Source organism: Thalassovita litoralis, from assembly GCF_900182725.1.
GTDB lineage: Bacteria > Pseudomonadota > Alphaproteobacteria > Rhodobacterales > Rhodobacteraceae > Thalassobius > Thalassobius litoralis.
This window is the reverse complement of sequence record NZ_FXTO01000014.1, coordinates 1-14566: the sequence shown is the minus strand read 5'-3', so window position 1 is coordinate 14566 and position 14566 is coordinate 1. Positions and strand designations below refer to the sequence as shown.

Here is a 14566-nt window from a genome sequence, read left to right as displayed (position 1 = left end):
GGGTGCTGTCCCATGCCTATAAAACCCCAAGAAAGCAGCATTGTCGAACCGGATTTAGCCGTTCGGGCGCAAAGCTGCTGCACGGTGGACGCAGGACTGACCGAGCTGGAAAACCGCCATGTCAATGTAAATCTTAGGATTGTGTTCAGGTTTTTCAGTATTTAACCTAGGTGGAAATTCGGCCATTCCGGGTATTGGCGTAACACATTAATAAATAGGAATATTGTTGATGATCCGTGGAGTTTCAAAAAGCAGATTTGTTTTTTTGCGGGATACGCTGGTGCCGGTGGCAATCAATCTGCGCGGCAGCAAAGGAAACGACAACCTGAAGGGGTCAGCGCTGATCGGTCTGGATGGTGATGATACGCTGTCTGGCGGTGCGTCCGGGGATTTGTTGCATGGGGATACATCTGCCTCTCCGGGGGTCGAAAACAGCGACGACGGGGATGACGTGGTGCTGGCCGGGGCGGGAAATGATACCGTTTATGGCAGTGGTGGGAATGATCAGATTTGGCTGGAAGATGGCGATGATTACGCCCACGGCGGGTCCGGCAATGACATGATTGGCGGCGGTCTGGGCGATGATCTGATTTTCGGGGCAGGCGGGGCCGATACGATTTTCGCCGGTGATGGTTATGACACGGTCTATGCCGGGACGGGCGATGATGTGATTTGGGCCGGACTGCATGATGACGTGGTGAACGGCGACGACGGAAACGATGTCATCGGTGGCGCGGATGGCAACGATACGCTGCTGGGGGGCGAAGGGCACGACACTTTGTTCGGTGGCTTCGGGGATGACGAACTGTGGGGCGGCAACGGCAACGATGAAATCTGGGGCGTTGATGGCGATGATTTCATCAATGGCTGGAATGGGGATAACTTGATCGGTGGCGGCAATGGATACGACACGATCGAGACCCGGTTCGGGAATGACACTCTGTATGGCGGTATTGGCGAAGATAGCGTGACCTCGGCCGGGGGACATAATGTTATCTGGCTGGGCGCGGGCGATGATTACGTGATGACGGGGGATGGTCACGATCTGATTGGCGGCGGCGATGAAAATGACAGCATCGTATCCGGCGCCGGGAATGACACCCTGTATGGTGGCAACGGCGATGATACGATTGCCACAACGGATGGGGATAACCAGATCTGGGGCGGTGCCGGGAATGATGGAATCACCGCAGGCGCGGGTGCCGACACGATTGATGCCGAAGACGGGAATGATAACGTGTGGGCCGGGGCTGGCGACGATTTGATTTTTGGCGGGGCTGGCCACGACCGCCTGACAGGGGATCTGGGGCGCGATACGCTGTGGGGCGGCGATGGTGACGACACGCTTTTCGGCAATGAAGGCAACGATTTGCTGTTTGGCGGGACGGGGGCAGATTCTTTGTACGCCGGGGCCGGGTCAGATACCCTGACAGGTGGCGCGGGGCAGGATGTATTTCTGATGCGGGAAGATCTGGGAACCGCAATTGTAACGGATTTCAGGATTGCGGATCGGGATCAAATTGCCATTTCGCGGGATCATTGGCTTGGGTCGCACGGGTCATTGACCACCGAAGAGGTCGTCTTGCGATTCGCCGATGTAACAGAACGGGGAACGCTGCTGAGCTTTGGCGGGGGAACCACGATTATGTTGGAAAACCATTATGATCTGGATTGGCTGTCGGACAATATGACGATCCTGTAATCGCGGCTAAGGCCGCGTAGTCCAGCGCTGATTTAACCGGGGTATGCGCCACATCAAAAAGATGCGCATACCCTGCCTGTATGAGGGCATTCAAGGCGCAGCGCTTTTGCTTTTCGTATGAATTGATCCAGCCTGACGTGCAGCGGTTTGCTTCGGGAGTTTCTTCGGGACATGCCCTCCGAATGGTATCCCAATACCCGAATGCCGGACGGCGGGGCGGGATTGGGCAACGCAATACATCAACCCATAATGGGTTGATAAAAAACGATATATTATCCGGGATTTTGGAGCGGGTAGCGGGAATCGAACCCGCGCGTTCAGCTTGGGAAGCTGACAGGCTACCATTACATCATACCCGCAATGGTGCGTCCTGATAGCATCCGAGTCGTGGAAAGTTCAAGCGCAATTATGGCCCAACCGTTGCGAGATTTCGCGCGTTTATTAAAAACCTGTTTGGGGTTTTCTAAAACGGTTTTAAGGGGCCGGGGTCTTTTCCGCCACCGGCGCGGGTGGGTCGGGTTGGTCGTCCTCATTCGCGGCGGACGGTTCCGCGTGGGGATGGCGGGAATGCGGCCCCAGACGGGCAATCAGCCATTCGGTATGTTCTTCGCGCTTGCGGACGGTGAACGCCCCGAATTGCTGAATGGCGACGGCAAACACACCCAGACCGACAAAGATAAACACCGTGGTGCCAATACGCCCCACGGGGGTGACAGGGACCATTTCCCCATATCCAACCGTAGACAGCGTAACCACGGTAAAGAAATAAGAATCCAGCCAACTCCAGCCTTCGATGTAGTGAAAGAACACAGTGCCGCCCAGAACGATCAGGGCCAGTGTCACCAAAAGGGTCAGGATGCGCAGCAGGCTTTTCATTACAGGGATCAGCTATCCTCGGCTGCGCGTTGTTCCAGAATTTCGTCCATGACCTTCAGCCATAAATCTGTGGGCTGCGCCCCCGGCACCGCATGACGGGATGCGACGATAAAGGTGGGCACAGAATTCACGCCCATTTCCCGCGCCGATACATCCTTGTCCCGGATCAGTTGGGTGTCTTCGTCGGTGGCCAGAAGCCGCAACACGACCGAGGCATCCATACCCGCGCTGTCGGCTATATCGGCCAGCACGTCATGACTGCCAATATCGCGGCCATCGCGGAAATAGGCGCGGAACAGCGATGAAACGATCGCGGTTTGCCGCCCTTCGATCCCGGCCCAATGGATCAGGCGATGAGCGTCCAGCGTGTTGGGCGTGCGTTCCATCGCTTCGAAATTGATGTCCAGCCCGGCAGCTTTGGCATGTTCGACAACAGGGGTATATGCCCGCACAGCGCCTTCTTTGCCACCGAATTTGGATTCCAGATAGGTGCGCCGATCCACGCCTTCGCGGGGCATGTCGGGGTTAAGCTGGAACGGGTGCCATTCGATCACGAACGGGTGGTTCGGGCGCTGTTCCAGCGCGCGGTCCAAATTTGCTTTGCCAATGTAGCACCACGGGCAGATCGGATCGGACAGAATATCAAGCTTGACCATCGGGGCCTCCGGTTTTCGGGTCCCGTATAGGTAATGTCTGGCGCAGCCAAGGGAAAGGGTCGATTTCGGCCCCCTCCGGTGGGGTGGGTCAGATGATGGTGATATGGGTGGCCAGATCGCTTATGTTGAAATAGTTCTCAAGGAGGATCGTGTTGGCGTCGTCGAAATAAAGAGCAATGCCAGTATCGCTTAGGACAGCATATCGCGCCACAACCTGTTCTGCGGTCAGAGGGGTATCACCAGGGCGTGCCCAAATGCCATTGTTCAGTTCCAGTTGATCGCCTTCTGCCGTGTCAAAATCACTGATTAAATTGTTGCCGATGGACGACAGGAATTCAAAGACATCCGCGCCGTCATCGCCCCAGATCGTATCGTTCCCCCAGTAGCCCAGAATCCTGTCATCGCCGGTTCCGCCGTGGATTTGGTCATCGCCTTGCCCCCCTTCGAGAGAGTCGGCGCCACTACCGCCCCAAATCGTATCGTTATCCCAGCCACCGTAAATGCTGTCGTTGCCATCCGCCCCCATCAGAAGATCTGTACCACCGCCACCATCAATGCTGTCATCGCCGGTAACGCCCGAAATCGTATCGTTTCCTTCGCCTGCCATGACGGTATCATGGCCGCTGCCCGCCCAAATTTCATGATTACCGCTGCCATAGGAATTGAAAATATAATCATCGCCCCCGGCGGCATAAACGGTATCGTTGTTGATCTGGTCGATGTCGGAACCGCCAACGTCGATCCAGTCAATACCGTCACCGCCGCCAATCAGGTCCGAACCGTGTCCGCCTGTCAGGTCGTTATTCCCGGCGCCGCCCCAGATTTCATCATCGCCATTCCCACCATTCAGGGTGTCGTTGCCCGCACCACCATACAGCGTGTCGTCACCATTGCCTGCGTGTAGGTAATCGTTATCGTCGGCACCGCCCAACAGGTCATTCCCATCGTGACCGTAAAGCGAGTCATCTCCGGCTCCGCCCCAGATGATGTCATTCCCGCCGCCGGAAAACAGTTCATGTTCGCCGTGCAGATAGTCATTGCCCGCCCCGCCATAAAGGGTATCGTCGCCTGCATCGCCCCATAGGTAATCGTTGCCATCCCCGGCCCCTAGCAGGTCGTTTCCCGCTCCGCCTTGGGCATTATTGTTACCAGAGCCGACCCAGATCACGTCATTGCCATTGCCGCCAGCGGCATAGTCGTTTCCGGCCCCGGCATAAATGGTGTCATTGCCCGTTTCATCAATCGCGGCATCGTTCCAGCCGTGGCCGAAAATTTCATCGTCACCGTTTCCGCCATCCAGCAGGTCGTGGCCTATGCCGCCTTCCAGTGTATCGCCCCCGTCGCCGCCATAGATGGTGTCGTTGCCACCGAACCCTTCGATACTGTCATACCCCAAGCCGCCCATGATAAGATCGTCATCCGGGGAGCCGGGGATGATGTCATCGGTATCGGTGCCGGACAGGGTTGCGAATATGCGATCAAGCTCAGCCAGCTTTGCAACAAGTTGATTCAGATAGGCGCTGGCGGCTAAAGGCAATAGACTGGACATGTTCCCCCACTTTAAAAAGTTGTTTGTCTTTCGATCAGTGCTGTGGGGTGACATTGCCAGCCTGCACAACACCGAACAAAAGCGTAGGGGAAGACTGGCTTATTCTGACTGAAAGATACAGGTTATATCTTGTGTATTTTGGAAATAGCCTTTGCGCAGAAATTTTGCGCAAAGGCTATGATCCGCTACGCGACCCGATCAGCCGCGCGGGAACAGGGGTTTCAGCGCCTTGCGGGACAGTTTACCGTTGGGGTTGGTGGGCATCGCGTCCAGCCGCACCCAGGCACGGGGCTGTTTGTAGCGGGCCAGTCGCTCGGCGGCATAGGCTTTCAGATCGGCTTCCGGGATGTCCACATCCGATGTGTAGAAGGCCGCGATGATGCTGGCGTCTTCCTTGATCTGGATGTCTGTCACGCCGACCTCTCGGATCAGGGGATGGGGCAGCAGGGTGGCTTCGACCTCCAGCGGGGAAACGCGGTAGCCCCCGGCATTCATCATGTCATCCACACGCCCGTGGAAGCTGATATCGCCGTTTTCCGACATCGAGGCATGATCCCCGGTCAGGAACCAATCGCCTTGAAATTTCGATGCGGTGTCTTCGGGTTCGCCGTAATAGCCCAGCATCAGGCCCATGTCGGATTTGTGAACTGCAATTGTGCCGTCTTTTCCGCACTCTACCGGGCCTTCTTCACCCACGATGGCAACCTTGCGGCCCTGTTGGGGGCGGCCCAATGTGCCGGGTTCCGCCGGGTGATCGGGGCTGGCGGAAATAAAGGTGGAACATTCCGACATGCCGTAGGCTTCGAAAATCAGCTTGCCGCCCGTGGCATCGGTCCAATGCTGGCGGATCGTGTCAGACAGCTTTTCCCCGGCAGCAAGACCGTGGCGCAGTTTGGGCAGGTCCAGCGTTTCATGCGACCCAAGGAATTTGCGATAAACCCCCGGTGCGGCTGCGAAAATCGTGGCGTCATGACGTTTCAGAAGCAGCGGCAACGAGTCAATCGGCACGCCTTCGGCGGGGATCAGCGCGGTGGCGCCGACGCTCCAAGGATCCATAAGGCCAGTGCCAAGGGTAAAGGTCCAGTTAAAGGCACCCGCGTGCAGCAGGCGGTCCTCGCGCGTCAGGCCGTACCAGCCCGAATGCATCATCTGCCGCGCCCAGATTGCGCGATGGGCGTGCATCACGGCGCGCGGAATTCCCGAGGTGCCAGAGGTATAAATGATATAAGCCAGCCGGTTCGGATCACCCATATCGTAATCCGCCGGGGGCAAATCGCGCATGGCAATCAGTTCAGCGGTTTCCACCATCGGCAGGCCGGTATCGTCCGGGCAGGCCACATCCTTGTCAAACAGGATGCCCGCCGGGGACAGTTGGGCCACCATCTTGCGCACTTCTGCCGCGGTCAGCATAGATGACGTTGGCACCGGCACCAGCCCCACGGCAATCGCCCCCAGATAGGCCAGCGGAAATTCCACCGTATTGCCCAGCCGCATTAACAGGATGTCACCGGGTTTGAACCCCTTTTGCAGCAGGCCCGTGCCAGTCCCCAGAACGGCGGCTTTCAGGCGTCCGTAGCTCCAGCGTTCGGACCCGGCAGGCGACAGCACCGCAAGGGCAATCTTGTCCGGGTCCACGTCCGCCTGTGACAGGACGTGGGCAGTGAAATTGAACGGTGCGGGGCAGGGCGCAAAGGCGCCGTGATCAAAAATAGATAGCATGTGTATTATTTACGGCGGCGCTGCGGCAGTTGCAAGCGTCCTCGTGCAGTCGTATGAGTTTTGTCATGAGCCAGCGAGACCCCAAAGCCATCATACGAATTGCCCGTGAAACCGGGGCCGAGGAACAGGGCGAACCCCTGAATCTGGCAACGCGCGTGCGCGAGCTGCGCAAGGCGCGCGGTATGACACTGGAACAGGCAGCGCAACAGGCGGGGCTGGCGCGATCCACGCTGTCTAAAATCGAAAACGGCCAGATGTCGCCCACCTATGAGGCGCTGAAAAAGCTGGCGACAGGGCTGGATATTTCCGTGCCGCAATTATTCACGCCACCGGTCAAGGATCAGATTAATGGCCGCATGGCCGTCACCCGTTCAGGCGAAGGTGCGGCCCATGCGACCACCACCTATGAGCATGAACTGCTGGCCAATGCCCTGGTGAAAAAGCAAATGCTGCCGTATCGGGCGCGTGTACGGGCGCGATCCATGGACGAATTCGATGGATGGGTGCGCCATGATGGCGAGGAATTCCTGTATGTGCTGACCGGGGTGATCCGGCTGTATACCGAATTTTACGAACCCGTCGAAATGCGCCGGGGCGACAGCGCCTATTACGATGCCACGATGGGGCATAACGTGATTTCCGTCAGTGACGAGGATGCAACGATCCTTTGGGTGACGTCCTTGGTATAACGCCCCGGTGATACGACGGCGAGGAACCCGCGCCGTGTTGATGCGATTATTGGGGTGTCCCGTCAGAACCAGCTTTGAACCCGGCGCGCCCCGCCAGAGATGTCCTGCCCGATGCCATCCACCGTGGCGCATCCGGCCAAAAGACCCAGCAGGGCCAGAACCATCAGCTTTTTCATTTTTTGTTCACTCCTCGTACCACCAGACATCGGGAATCCACCCATTCCGGCCCCCGTAGATCGGGATATGTTCAGGATATTTCAACTGTTTCGCATGGGCAATCCGATCCGGGCCAAAGCGCCAGATCGGAATCACGTAGCGACCCGCCATTAAAACACGATCCAAGGCGCGGGCGGCTGCGATGAAATCGGTGCGGTCGGTGGCTGTCAGCATCGCGTCAATCATCGCATCGGCGGCGGGGCTGGTAATCCCCATCAGGTTGCGGCTGCCGGGACGTTCCGCGCCCTCAGCCCCCCAATAGAGTTTCTGTTCATTGCCCGGCGACAGCGATAGATCCCGGCGAAATGGCATGACGTCGAAATCAAAGGCGGTTTCGCGGGCGGCGTATTGGGCGTTGTCTACGGTGTTGATCGTCATCGCGATGCCCAGCCGTTCCAGCGCCGGGCGATAGATGTCAAACACGGCCTGACCCACACCGTCGCCCTGACGCAGCAGCACCTCGAAAGTGAAGGGCTGACCCGCGGCATTGACCAGCGTCCCGTCTTGGACGGTCCAACCTGCCTGCTCCAACAGGGCCACGGCGCGGCGCAAATCCTTGCGGTTGCGCGGGCTGGTGTCACCTGCGGGCAGGTCATAGTCCTGAAGCGTGCCGGGCGGCAGGGTATCGGCATAAGGGGCCAGCAGTTCCGCCACGCGGCCCGTTGCCGGGCCGGGACGCAGCCCCAGTTCCGAGTTCGCGAAATACGAGGTGATCCGCGCCTGCCGCCCGCCGGTGATCGTATCGTTGATATAAGGGAAATTGAACGCCAACAGCATCGCCTGCCGCACCCGCCAGTCATCAAAAGGCGCGCGGCGGGTGTTCATCACATACCCTGTCATGCCGGTGGGGCGCTGGTGCTGAATTTCGGCTTTCACCACATCGCCACGGCTGACGGCGGGAAAATCATATTGGGTGGCCCATGTTTCGGCGTTGGTTTCGCGGTACAGGGTCAGGGTGCCGGATTTGAACGCCTCGAACAGCACACTGTTATCACCGAAAAATTCAAGCCGGATTTCGTTCAGATTGTTGGTGCCACGCCGAATGGGCAGGTCGTTGCCCCAATAATCGGGGTTACGGGTCAGGGTGACAGATCGACCCTGTTCGTAATCCGACACCACATAGGGGGCCGATCCGATGGGAACGTCATGAATGGTGGTTGCGGTGAAATCCCGCCCGTCCCATTGCGCCTTTTTCAGGATCGGGCGCAATCCGGCGATCAGCGGCAATTCCCGGTCGGGGGTGTTGAAGGTAATCCTAAGCGAACGCGGCCCGGTCTGTTCGATCCGATCCACCTTTTGCTGAAATCCCAGATAGCGGGGGTGTCCCTGTGTCCCCAGCGTTTCATAGGACCAGATCACATCTTCGACGGTGACGGGGCTGCCATCCGAAAACCGCGCCTGCGGGTTCAGGGTAAATTCCACCCAAGACCGATCCTGTGGCACCTCGACCGATTCGGCCAAAAGCCCGTAGAGCGTGAACGGTTCATCCATGCTGCGCGTCAGAAGTGATTCATAGGCAAGGAATCGCAACTGCCACGGTACCGTTCCTTTGCGTATGAACGGGTTAAGCGAATCGAATCCGCCGGTATTTCCCTCGACCAGACGCCCGCCTTTGGGGGCATTGGCATTGGCATAGGGCAGGGACACAAAATCTGGGGGCAGGGCCGGATCGCCATACATGGCGATACCATGTGTAGGGTCAGCCAGTGCTGTTGAACTCAAGAAAATAAGCGCCAAACAGGCCTGAACGGACCTGACGTATGGGAAATTCAGTGGTCGCATTTTGGGGACAATCCTGCTCTGCCCTTTGTTTCTTGGGACTTAGGGTAACGGTGAATTGACGTCTTTTCAAACTTTTGGCTTGGAGTCGTGCGGCCAATTGCTTATAAAGAGATCACTGCTCGATAGGTTTCTTGCCTGTATGAAACCTGCCTCAATAACTTAACGCCAGCCTCGTGCTGGCGTTTTTTTTGTGTGCAGTTCTTGGGGCTTGGTGTTTCGCATGGAATGCTGGGGGTGGCATGTCTGGCATTACGGGGACGATGCGGGGGTGGCTTATCGCTATACTATGAACCTGCTGCGCCTTACCAAGGATGATCCCCAGAATATCGCAGATTGTCCGTATCGGCAGGGCGCACAGGAATGCCCCCTGTCCGTGGGGAAAGCAAAAGAATAAGGGCTGATGCCCTTATTCTTCCTCGCCTTCGTCGTCGCCTTGTTCCGCGATGCGGGCGACCGAAACCACCTCTTCGCCGGTGCCGGTGTTGAATACCTTCACACCGCCAGCAGACCGCGACCGGAACGAAATACCATCGACCGGCACGCGGATCGACTGTCCCTTGGATGTGGCAAGCATCACCTGATCGTCCAGTTCAACAGGGAAGGACGCCACCAGTTCCCCACCGCGCATGGCTTTGTCCATCGCGGTCACGCCCATGCCGCCACGCCCACGCACCGGGTAATCGTGGCTAGAGGACAGCTTGCCAGCGCCATTGGCGGTGATCGTCAGGATCAGGTTTTCCGCCGCCGACATTTCCGCATAGCGTTCCTGCGGCAGGGCGGTGTCGGCATTCCCGCCGTCCTCGTCCGCTTCGGTTTCGTCGGTCACACCAGCCATCAGGCGGCGCATTTTCAGATAGGCCGCGCGTTCGTCCGGCGATGCCTCGAAATGCCGGATGACGGACATGGAGACCACGCGATCCGCCCCGGACAGCCTGATCCCGCGCACCCCGGTGGATTTGCGGCCCTTGAAGACACGCACATCGGTGGTGGGAAACCGGATGGCGCGGCCCGAATTTGTGACCAGCATCACATCATCGTCTTCGGATGCAATGCGGGCGTTGACCAGTTCCACCCCTTCGGGCAGATCCATCGCGATTTTACCATTGCGCATCACATTGGTGAAATCAGACAGCGCGTTGCGCCGCACATCCCCGGCTGAGGTGGCAAAGACGATTTGCAGGTCTTCCCATTCTTCTTCGGGGCGGTCGACCGGCATAATGGCGGCAATCGAAACGCCCGTAGGAATGGGCAGGATGTTGACGATGGCCTTACCCTTGGCGGTACGCCCGCCCTGCGGCAAGCGCCATGTCTTCAGCTTGTAGACCATGCCATCGGTGGTGAAGAACAAAAGCTGGGTATGGGTGTTGGCCACAAACAGGGTGGTGACCACATCCTCTTCCTTGGTCTGCATCCCTGACAGCCCCTTGCCGCCGCGTTTCTGGGCGCGGAAATCGGCCAGCGGGGTGCGTTTAATCCACCCGCCCGAGGTGATGGTGACAACCATATCCTCGCGTTCGATCAGGTCTTCATCTTCCATGTCGCCAGACCAGTCGACGATTTCAGTCCGGCGCGGCACGGCGAATTGTTCGCGCACTTCGCGCAGTTCATCGGCAATGATACCCATGATCCGTTCGCGCGAACCCAGAATTTCCAGATATTCGCGGATGTTTTTCGCCAATTGCTGCAATTCATCCGTGACTTCCTGTACCCCGATCTGGGTCAGGCGTTGCAGGCGCAGTTCCAGAATGGCGCGGGCCTGCGTTTCCGACAGGTTATAGGTGCCGTCGTCATTCATCGTATGGGTCGGATCGTCAATCAGGCGGATATATTCCGCGATCGACCCGGCAGGCCAGCGGCGCGTCATCAGCTTTTCGCGGGCTTCGGCGGCGTCGGCGCTGGACCGGATGGTTGCCACAACCTCGTCCACATTGGTGACGGCCACGGCCAGACCACACAGGATATGCGCCCGTTCCCGCGCCTTGCGCAGCAAATAGGCGGTGCGGCGTGCCACGACATCTTCGCGGAAGTCGATGAAAGAGGTCAGGAACCGCCGCAGCGTCAGCTGTTCGGGCCGCCCGCCGTTCAGCGCCAGCATGTTGCACCCGAACGAGGTTTGCATCGGCGTAAAGCGGAACAGTTGGTTCAGCACCACCTCAGCCGTGGCGTCGCGCTTCAGTTCGACCACCACGCGCACGCCGTTGCGGTCGGATTCGTCCTGAACATGGGCGATGCCTTCGATCTTTTTATCGCGCACTTGTTCGGCGATTTTTTCGATCATGCTGGCCTTGTTCACCTGATAGGGGATTTCGTCCAGAACGATGGCATAGCGATCTTTGCGGATTTCCTCGACCCGTGTCTTGGCACGGATGATGACGCTGCCGCGCCCTTCCAGATAGGCCTTCCGCGCACCCGAACGGCCCAGCATGATCCCACCTGTGGGGAAATCGGGGCCGGGGACATATTGGATCAACTGTTCGCTGGTCAGGTCTGGGTCGTCGATCAGCGCCAGCGTAGCGTCGACCACTTCGCCCAGATTATGAGGCGGAATGTTGGTGGCCATACCAACCGCAATACCGCCAGCCCCATTGACCAGCATGTTCGGGAACCGTGCGGGCAGAACCGTGGGTTCGCGGTCTTTGCCGTCATAGTTATCCTGAAAATCGACGGTGTCCTTGTCGATGTCATTCAGCAAGAAGGCTGCGGGCTTGTCCATCCGCACCTCGGTGTAACGCATGGCGGCGGCGTTATCGCCATCCATCGACCCAAAGTTACCCTGACCATCCAGCAGCGGCAGCGACATGGAAAAATCCTGCGCCATGCGGACCAGTGCGTCATAAATCGCGCTGTCGCCGTGCGGGTGGTATTTACCCATGACATCCCCAACCGGACGGGCCGATTTACGATAGGGTTTATCGTGGCTGTTGCCGGTTTCGTGCATCGCATACAGGATGCGCCGATGCACAGGTTTCAGGCCGTCGCGCAGATCGGGAATGGCACGCGAAACAATCACGCTCATCGCATAATCGAGGTAAGAGGATTTCATTTCCTCTGTGATCGAAATGCTGGGGCCAGAATATACAGGCCGTTCCGGCGCGTTTTGTTCTTCGTTTTCAGGGGTTTGAGGCTCGTCGCTCACGTAATTCCACCGCTCTGTCTGGATCGTCTATATTTTGTTACACGGGTTATATCAGAGCCATCATATAGGGCGCAATGCCTAGCGGCCCCAAGCCGCGGCTGCCAGACGGGTAGGGTGATAAGATATTGTTTTTGTTTGATTTTAAAACGAAAAGATTAAATATTTCACCGTGACCGTGAAAAAAGCCGGAGATTCCGTGATGTACGCGCGGGTTCCCCTGTCCCAAACGTGAAAAAGCCCCGGACATGCCGGGGCTTTCGTTTCTATATCCGTTGATTACATGATGGCGATCTGGGCTTCCAGATCGGTCATGTTCCAGACACCATCCAGCACGATCACTTCGCCATTGTCGATGAACTGCAACTCGATGCCAGAGGTTCCCCATGTTGCGAAATGGCCCATCACCTCGGCGGCGGTCAGGGGGCCAAAGCTGTCCCACAGGGTTGAATCCAGTTCCAGCATATCGCCATCAGCGGTGCTGAAATCGCGGATCAGGCTGTTGCCATCACCCGCGTAGAACAGGAACGTATCAGCGCCTTCGTTACCCCAAAGCGTATCATTTCCGCCCTGACCGCTGAGCGTGTCATTGCCCGCGCCGCCATTCAGCAGGTCGTTGTCGCCGCCGCCTTCCAGCAGGTCAGCGCCATCGCCACCCCACAGGGTATCGTTTCCGGCGTCACCCATCAGGGTGTCATTGCCTTCGGCCCCCATCAGAAGGTCAGCATCGCCACCGCCCGAGATACTATCATCACCCGTCACGCCAGAAATCGTGTCCGCGCCATCGCCGCCCAGAACGGTGTCATTGTCGGCACCCGCCCAGATTTCATCGTTGCCTGCGCCGCCGCTGATGTCATCTGCGCCGCCGCTGGAATAGATCGTATCGTTCCCTTCGCCGCCACCAATGATATCATTGCCACTAGCACCGCCCAGCAGGTCATTGCCATCACCACCTTCCAGGATGTTGCTGCCAGTCCCGCCCCAGACTTCATCATCGCCTGCGCCAGCAACGGCGATGTCATCGCCATCACCGCCATAAATGGTGTCGTTGCCGTCGTCGCCCAAAAGCCAATCATCACCCTCGGCCCCGCCGATCAGATCATCCCCGCTTCCGCCAACAAGGGTGTCGTGGCCAAGCCCTCCCCACATTTCATCGTCACCACCCATGCCATAGGCGAAATCATCCCCGTTCCCGGCATAGATCGAGTCATTCCCGTCCAGCGATCCTTCGACGGAATCATCGCCATACAGGTCGTCGTTACCATCGCCACCGCCCACAAGGTCAGCGCCCGCGCCAGCATAGACCGTATCATTGCCGCTGCCTGTCCAGATCGTGTGTGAAACCGGATCAACGCTTGCCAGACCGACTTCGTAAGTCGACCTCACCAGATCGGCCCCGGCACCGCCATAGACGGTATCGCTTCCGTTCTGGGCGTGGAAATAACGCAATACAAATGTATCATCCCCCGCGCCGCCATCCAGCAAGTTGGAGCCCCAGGCCGATCTGATCGTATCGTTTCCTGCACCACCCCAAGCGACTGAATGAATGTTGACAGCATCGGCACCGCCTAAACCATTTTCCATGATCGAGATGTCATCATCGCCGTCGCCGCCATAGATGGTGTCCTGACCATAATGAGCAGTGATCGAGTCGTTTCCGTCACCACCGCTCAGAATATCGTTTCCGTAGCTGCCGATGATCGTATCATTACCGCCGTCGCCCGTGATGGTGTCATCGCCGCTGCCGCCGTCAAGGTAATCATTTCCCGGCACCAAGGTATCGCCAGACAGACCGCCATCTTCGCCCGCGATGGCATCGTTCCCGCTCCCGCCATAGATGGAATCGCTGCCTTCGCCACCCCCCAGAGCATCATTGCCATCGTTGCCTTCGATCCAGTCATTTCCGCCTTGGCCATAGATCGCATCATCCCCGCCAAGACCGACAAGGCTATCCGCGTCTGCGCTGCCGTTGATCAGATCATTATCTGCCCCGCCGGTCAGGTTTGCAAAGACCTGCGTCGCATCATCCAATTTATTCAAATAGTCGGCCAAAATCTGGCTGACATTAATCGTAGTTGGGTTAGTCATTTGTGCCTCTTGATTATACTTAGGCTCAGGACCCATTAATCGGCTTGAGATCGCATTGGTCGCATGCTTCAAATCCCCAAACTTTCAGGGGGTATCATGAGCAATCTATTTTGGCTGACCGACGAACAGATGGCGCGGCTGCGACCGTTCTTTCCC

At 57.8% G+C, this 14566-nt stretch carries 11 protein-coding genes and 1 tRNA gene; 3 read left to right on the top strand and 9 right to left on the bottom strand.

Annotation, left to right across the window (positions count from 1 at the left end):
* Positions 1 to 229 precede the first annotated feature (229 nt).
* Complete coding sequence (locus FN828_RS11610; RefSeq protein ID WP_142493648.1) at positions 230 to 1702, top strand: calcium-binding protein; 1473 nt, start codon at positions 230 to 232, stop codon at positions 1700 to 1702.
* Between the two features lie 285 nt (positions 1703 to 1987).
* Here the strand turns inward: FN828_RS11610 and FN828_RS11605 are convergent.
* The 5 genes from FN828_RS11605 to FN828_RS11585 form a co-directional block, all read right to left on the bottom strand.
* Positions 1988 to 2061 (bottom strand) — tRNA-Gly (locus tag FN828_RS11605).
* A 115-nt stretch (positions 2062 to 2176) separates the two neighbouring features.
* Positions 2177 to 2578 carry a potassium channel family protein gene (locus FN828_RS11600; protein WP_142493647.1) on the bottom strand — a complete coding sequence of 134 codons (402 nt, stop codon included), beginning with the start codon at positions 2576 to 2578 and terminating at the stop codon, positions 2177 to 2179.
* A gap of 8 nt (positions 2579 to 2586) precedes the next feature.
* Positions 2587 to 3234 (bottom strand): DsbA family oxidoreductase, encoded by a 648-nt coding sequence (locus FN828_RS11595; RefSeq protein ID WP_142493646.1) that lies wholly within the window; start codon positions 3232 to 3234, stop codon positions 2587 to 2589.
* Positions 3235 to 3322: 88 nt separating this feature from the next.
* Complete coding sequence (locus tag FN828_RS21000; protein WP_185959000.1) at positions 3323 to 4783, bottom strand: calcium-binding protein; 1461 nt, start codon at positions 4781 to 4783, stop codon at positions 3323 to 3325.
* Between the two features lie 198 nt (positions 4784 to 4981).
* A complete protein-coding gene (locus FN828_RS11585) occupies positions 4982 to 6502 on the bottom strand; it encodes a class I adenylate-forming enzyme family protein (RefSeq protein ID WP_142493644.1) in 1521 nt (506 codons plus the stop codon).
* A 65-nt stretch (positions 6503 to 6567) separates the two neighbouring features.
* On the opposite strand from FN828_RS11585, the gene FN828_RS11580 reads away from it, so the two are divergent.
* Complete coding sequence (locus FN828_RS11580) at positions 6568 to 7191, top strand: helix-turn-helix domain-containing protein (protein WP_142493643.1); 624 nt, start codon at positions 6568 to 6570, stop codon at positions 7189 to 7191.
* A gap of 62 nt (positions 7192 to 7253) precedes the next feature.
* Here FN828_RS11580 and FN828_RS11575 read toward each other — a convergent pair whose 3' ends face one another.
* Positions 7254 to 7367 (bottom strand): entericidin EcnA/B family protein, encoded by a 114-nt coding sequence (locus FN828_RS11575; RefSeq protein ID WP_142493642.1) that lies wholly within the window; start codon positions 7365 to 7367, stop codon positions 7254 to 7256.
* Between the two features lie 7 nt (positions 7368 to 7374).
* On the bottom strand, positions 7375 to 9189 hold the full coding sequence (locus FN828_RS11570; RefSeq protein WP_142493641.1) for an extracellular solute-binding protein: 1815 nt from the start codon (positions 9187 to 9189) through the stop codon (positions 7375 to 7377).
* 220 nt (positions 9190 to 9409) lie between these two features.
* On the opposite strand from FN828_RS11570, the gene FN828_RS20520 reads away from it, so the two are divergent.
* On the top strand, positions 9410 to 9583 hold the full coding sequence (locus FN828_RS20520) for a hypothetical protein (protein WP_185958999.1): 174 nt from the start codon (positions 9410 to 9412) through the stop codon (positions 9581 to 9583).
* 12 nt (positions 9584 to 9595) lie between these two features.
* Here the strand turns inward: FN828_RS20520 and gyrA are convergent, their stop codons facing one another.
* Both gyrA and FN828_RS20995 read right to left on the bottom strand, forming a co-directional pair.
* Positions 9596 to 12325 (bottom strand): DNA gyrase subunit A, encoded by a 2730-nt coding sequence (gene gyrA, locus FN828_RS11565; RefSeq protein WP_142493640.1) that lies wholly within the window; start codon positions 12323 to 12325, stop codon positions 9596 to 9598.
* Between the two features lie 276 nt (positions 12326 to 12601).
* Positions 12602 to 14410, bottom strand: a complete 1809-nt coding sequence (locus FN828_RS20995; protein ID WP_185958998.1) for a calcium-binding protein — start codon at positions 14408 to 14410, stop codon at positions 12602 to 12604.
* Between the last annotated feature and the right edge of the window lie 156 nt (positions 14411 to 14566).

What these genes read in the sequence shown, in the direction of transcription:
- FN828_RS11575 (WP_142493642.1), bottom strand. Translation starts at nt 7,367, where the DNA reads ATGAAAAAGCTGATGGTTCTGGCCCTGCTGGGTCTTTTGGCCGGATGC.
- FN828_RS20520 (WP_185958999.1), top strand. Translation starts at nt 9,410, where the DNA reads ATGGAATGCTGGGGGTGGCATGTCTGGCATTACGGGGACGATGCGGGG.
- FN828_RS11610 (WP_142493648.1), top strand. Translation starts at nt 230, where the DNA reads ATGATCCGTGGAGTTTCAAAAAGCAGATTTGTTTTTTTGCGGGATACG.
- FN828_RS11595 (WP_142493646.1), bottom strand. Translation starts at nt 3,234, where the DNA reads ATGGTCAAGCTTGATATTCTGTCCGATCCGATCTGCCCGTGGTGCTAC.
- FN828_RS20995 (WP_185958998.1), bottom strand. Translation starts at nt 14,410, where the DNA reads ATGACTAACCCAACTACGATTAATGTCAGCCAGATTTTGGCCGACTAT.
- FN828_RS11585 (WP_142493644.1), bottom strand. Translation starts at nt 6,502, where the DNA reads ATGCTATCTATTTTTGATCACGGCGCCTTTGCGCCCTGCCCCGCACCG.
- FN828_RS11570 (WP_142493641.1), bottom strand. Translation starts at nt 9,189, where the DNA reads ATGCGACCACTGAATTTCCCATACGTCAGGTCCGTTCAGGCCTGTTTG.
- FN828_RS11600 (WP_142493647.1), bottom strand. Translation starts at nt 2,578, where the DNA reads ATGAAAAGCCTGCTGCGCATCCTGACCCTTTTGGTGACACTGGCCCTG.
- FN828_RS11580 (WP_142493643.1), top strand. Translation starts at nt 6,568, where the DNA reads ATGAGCCAGCGAGACCCCAAAGCCATCATACGAATTGCCCGTGAAACC.
- FN828_RS21000 (WP_185959000.1), bottom strand. Translation starts at nt 4,783, where the DNA reads ATGTCCAGTCTATTGCCTTTAGCCGCCAGCGCCTATCTGAATCAACTT.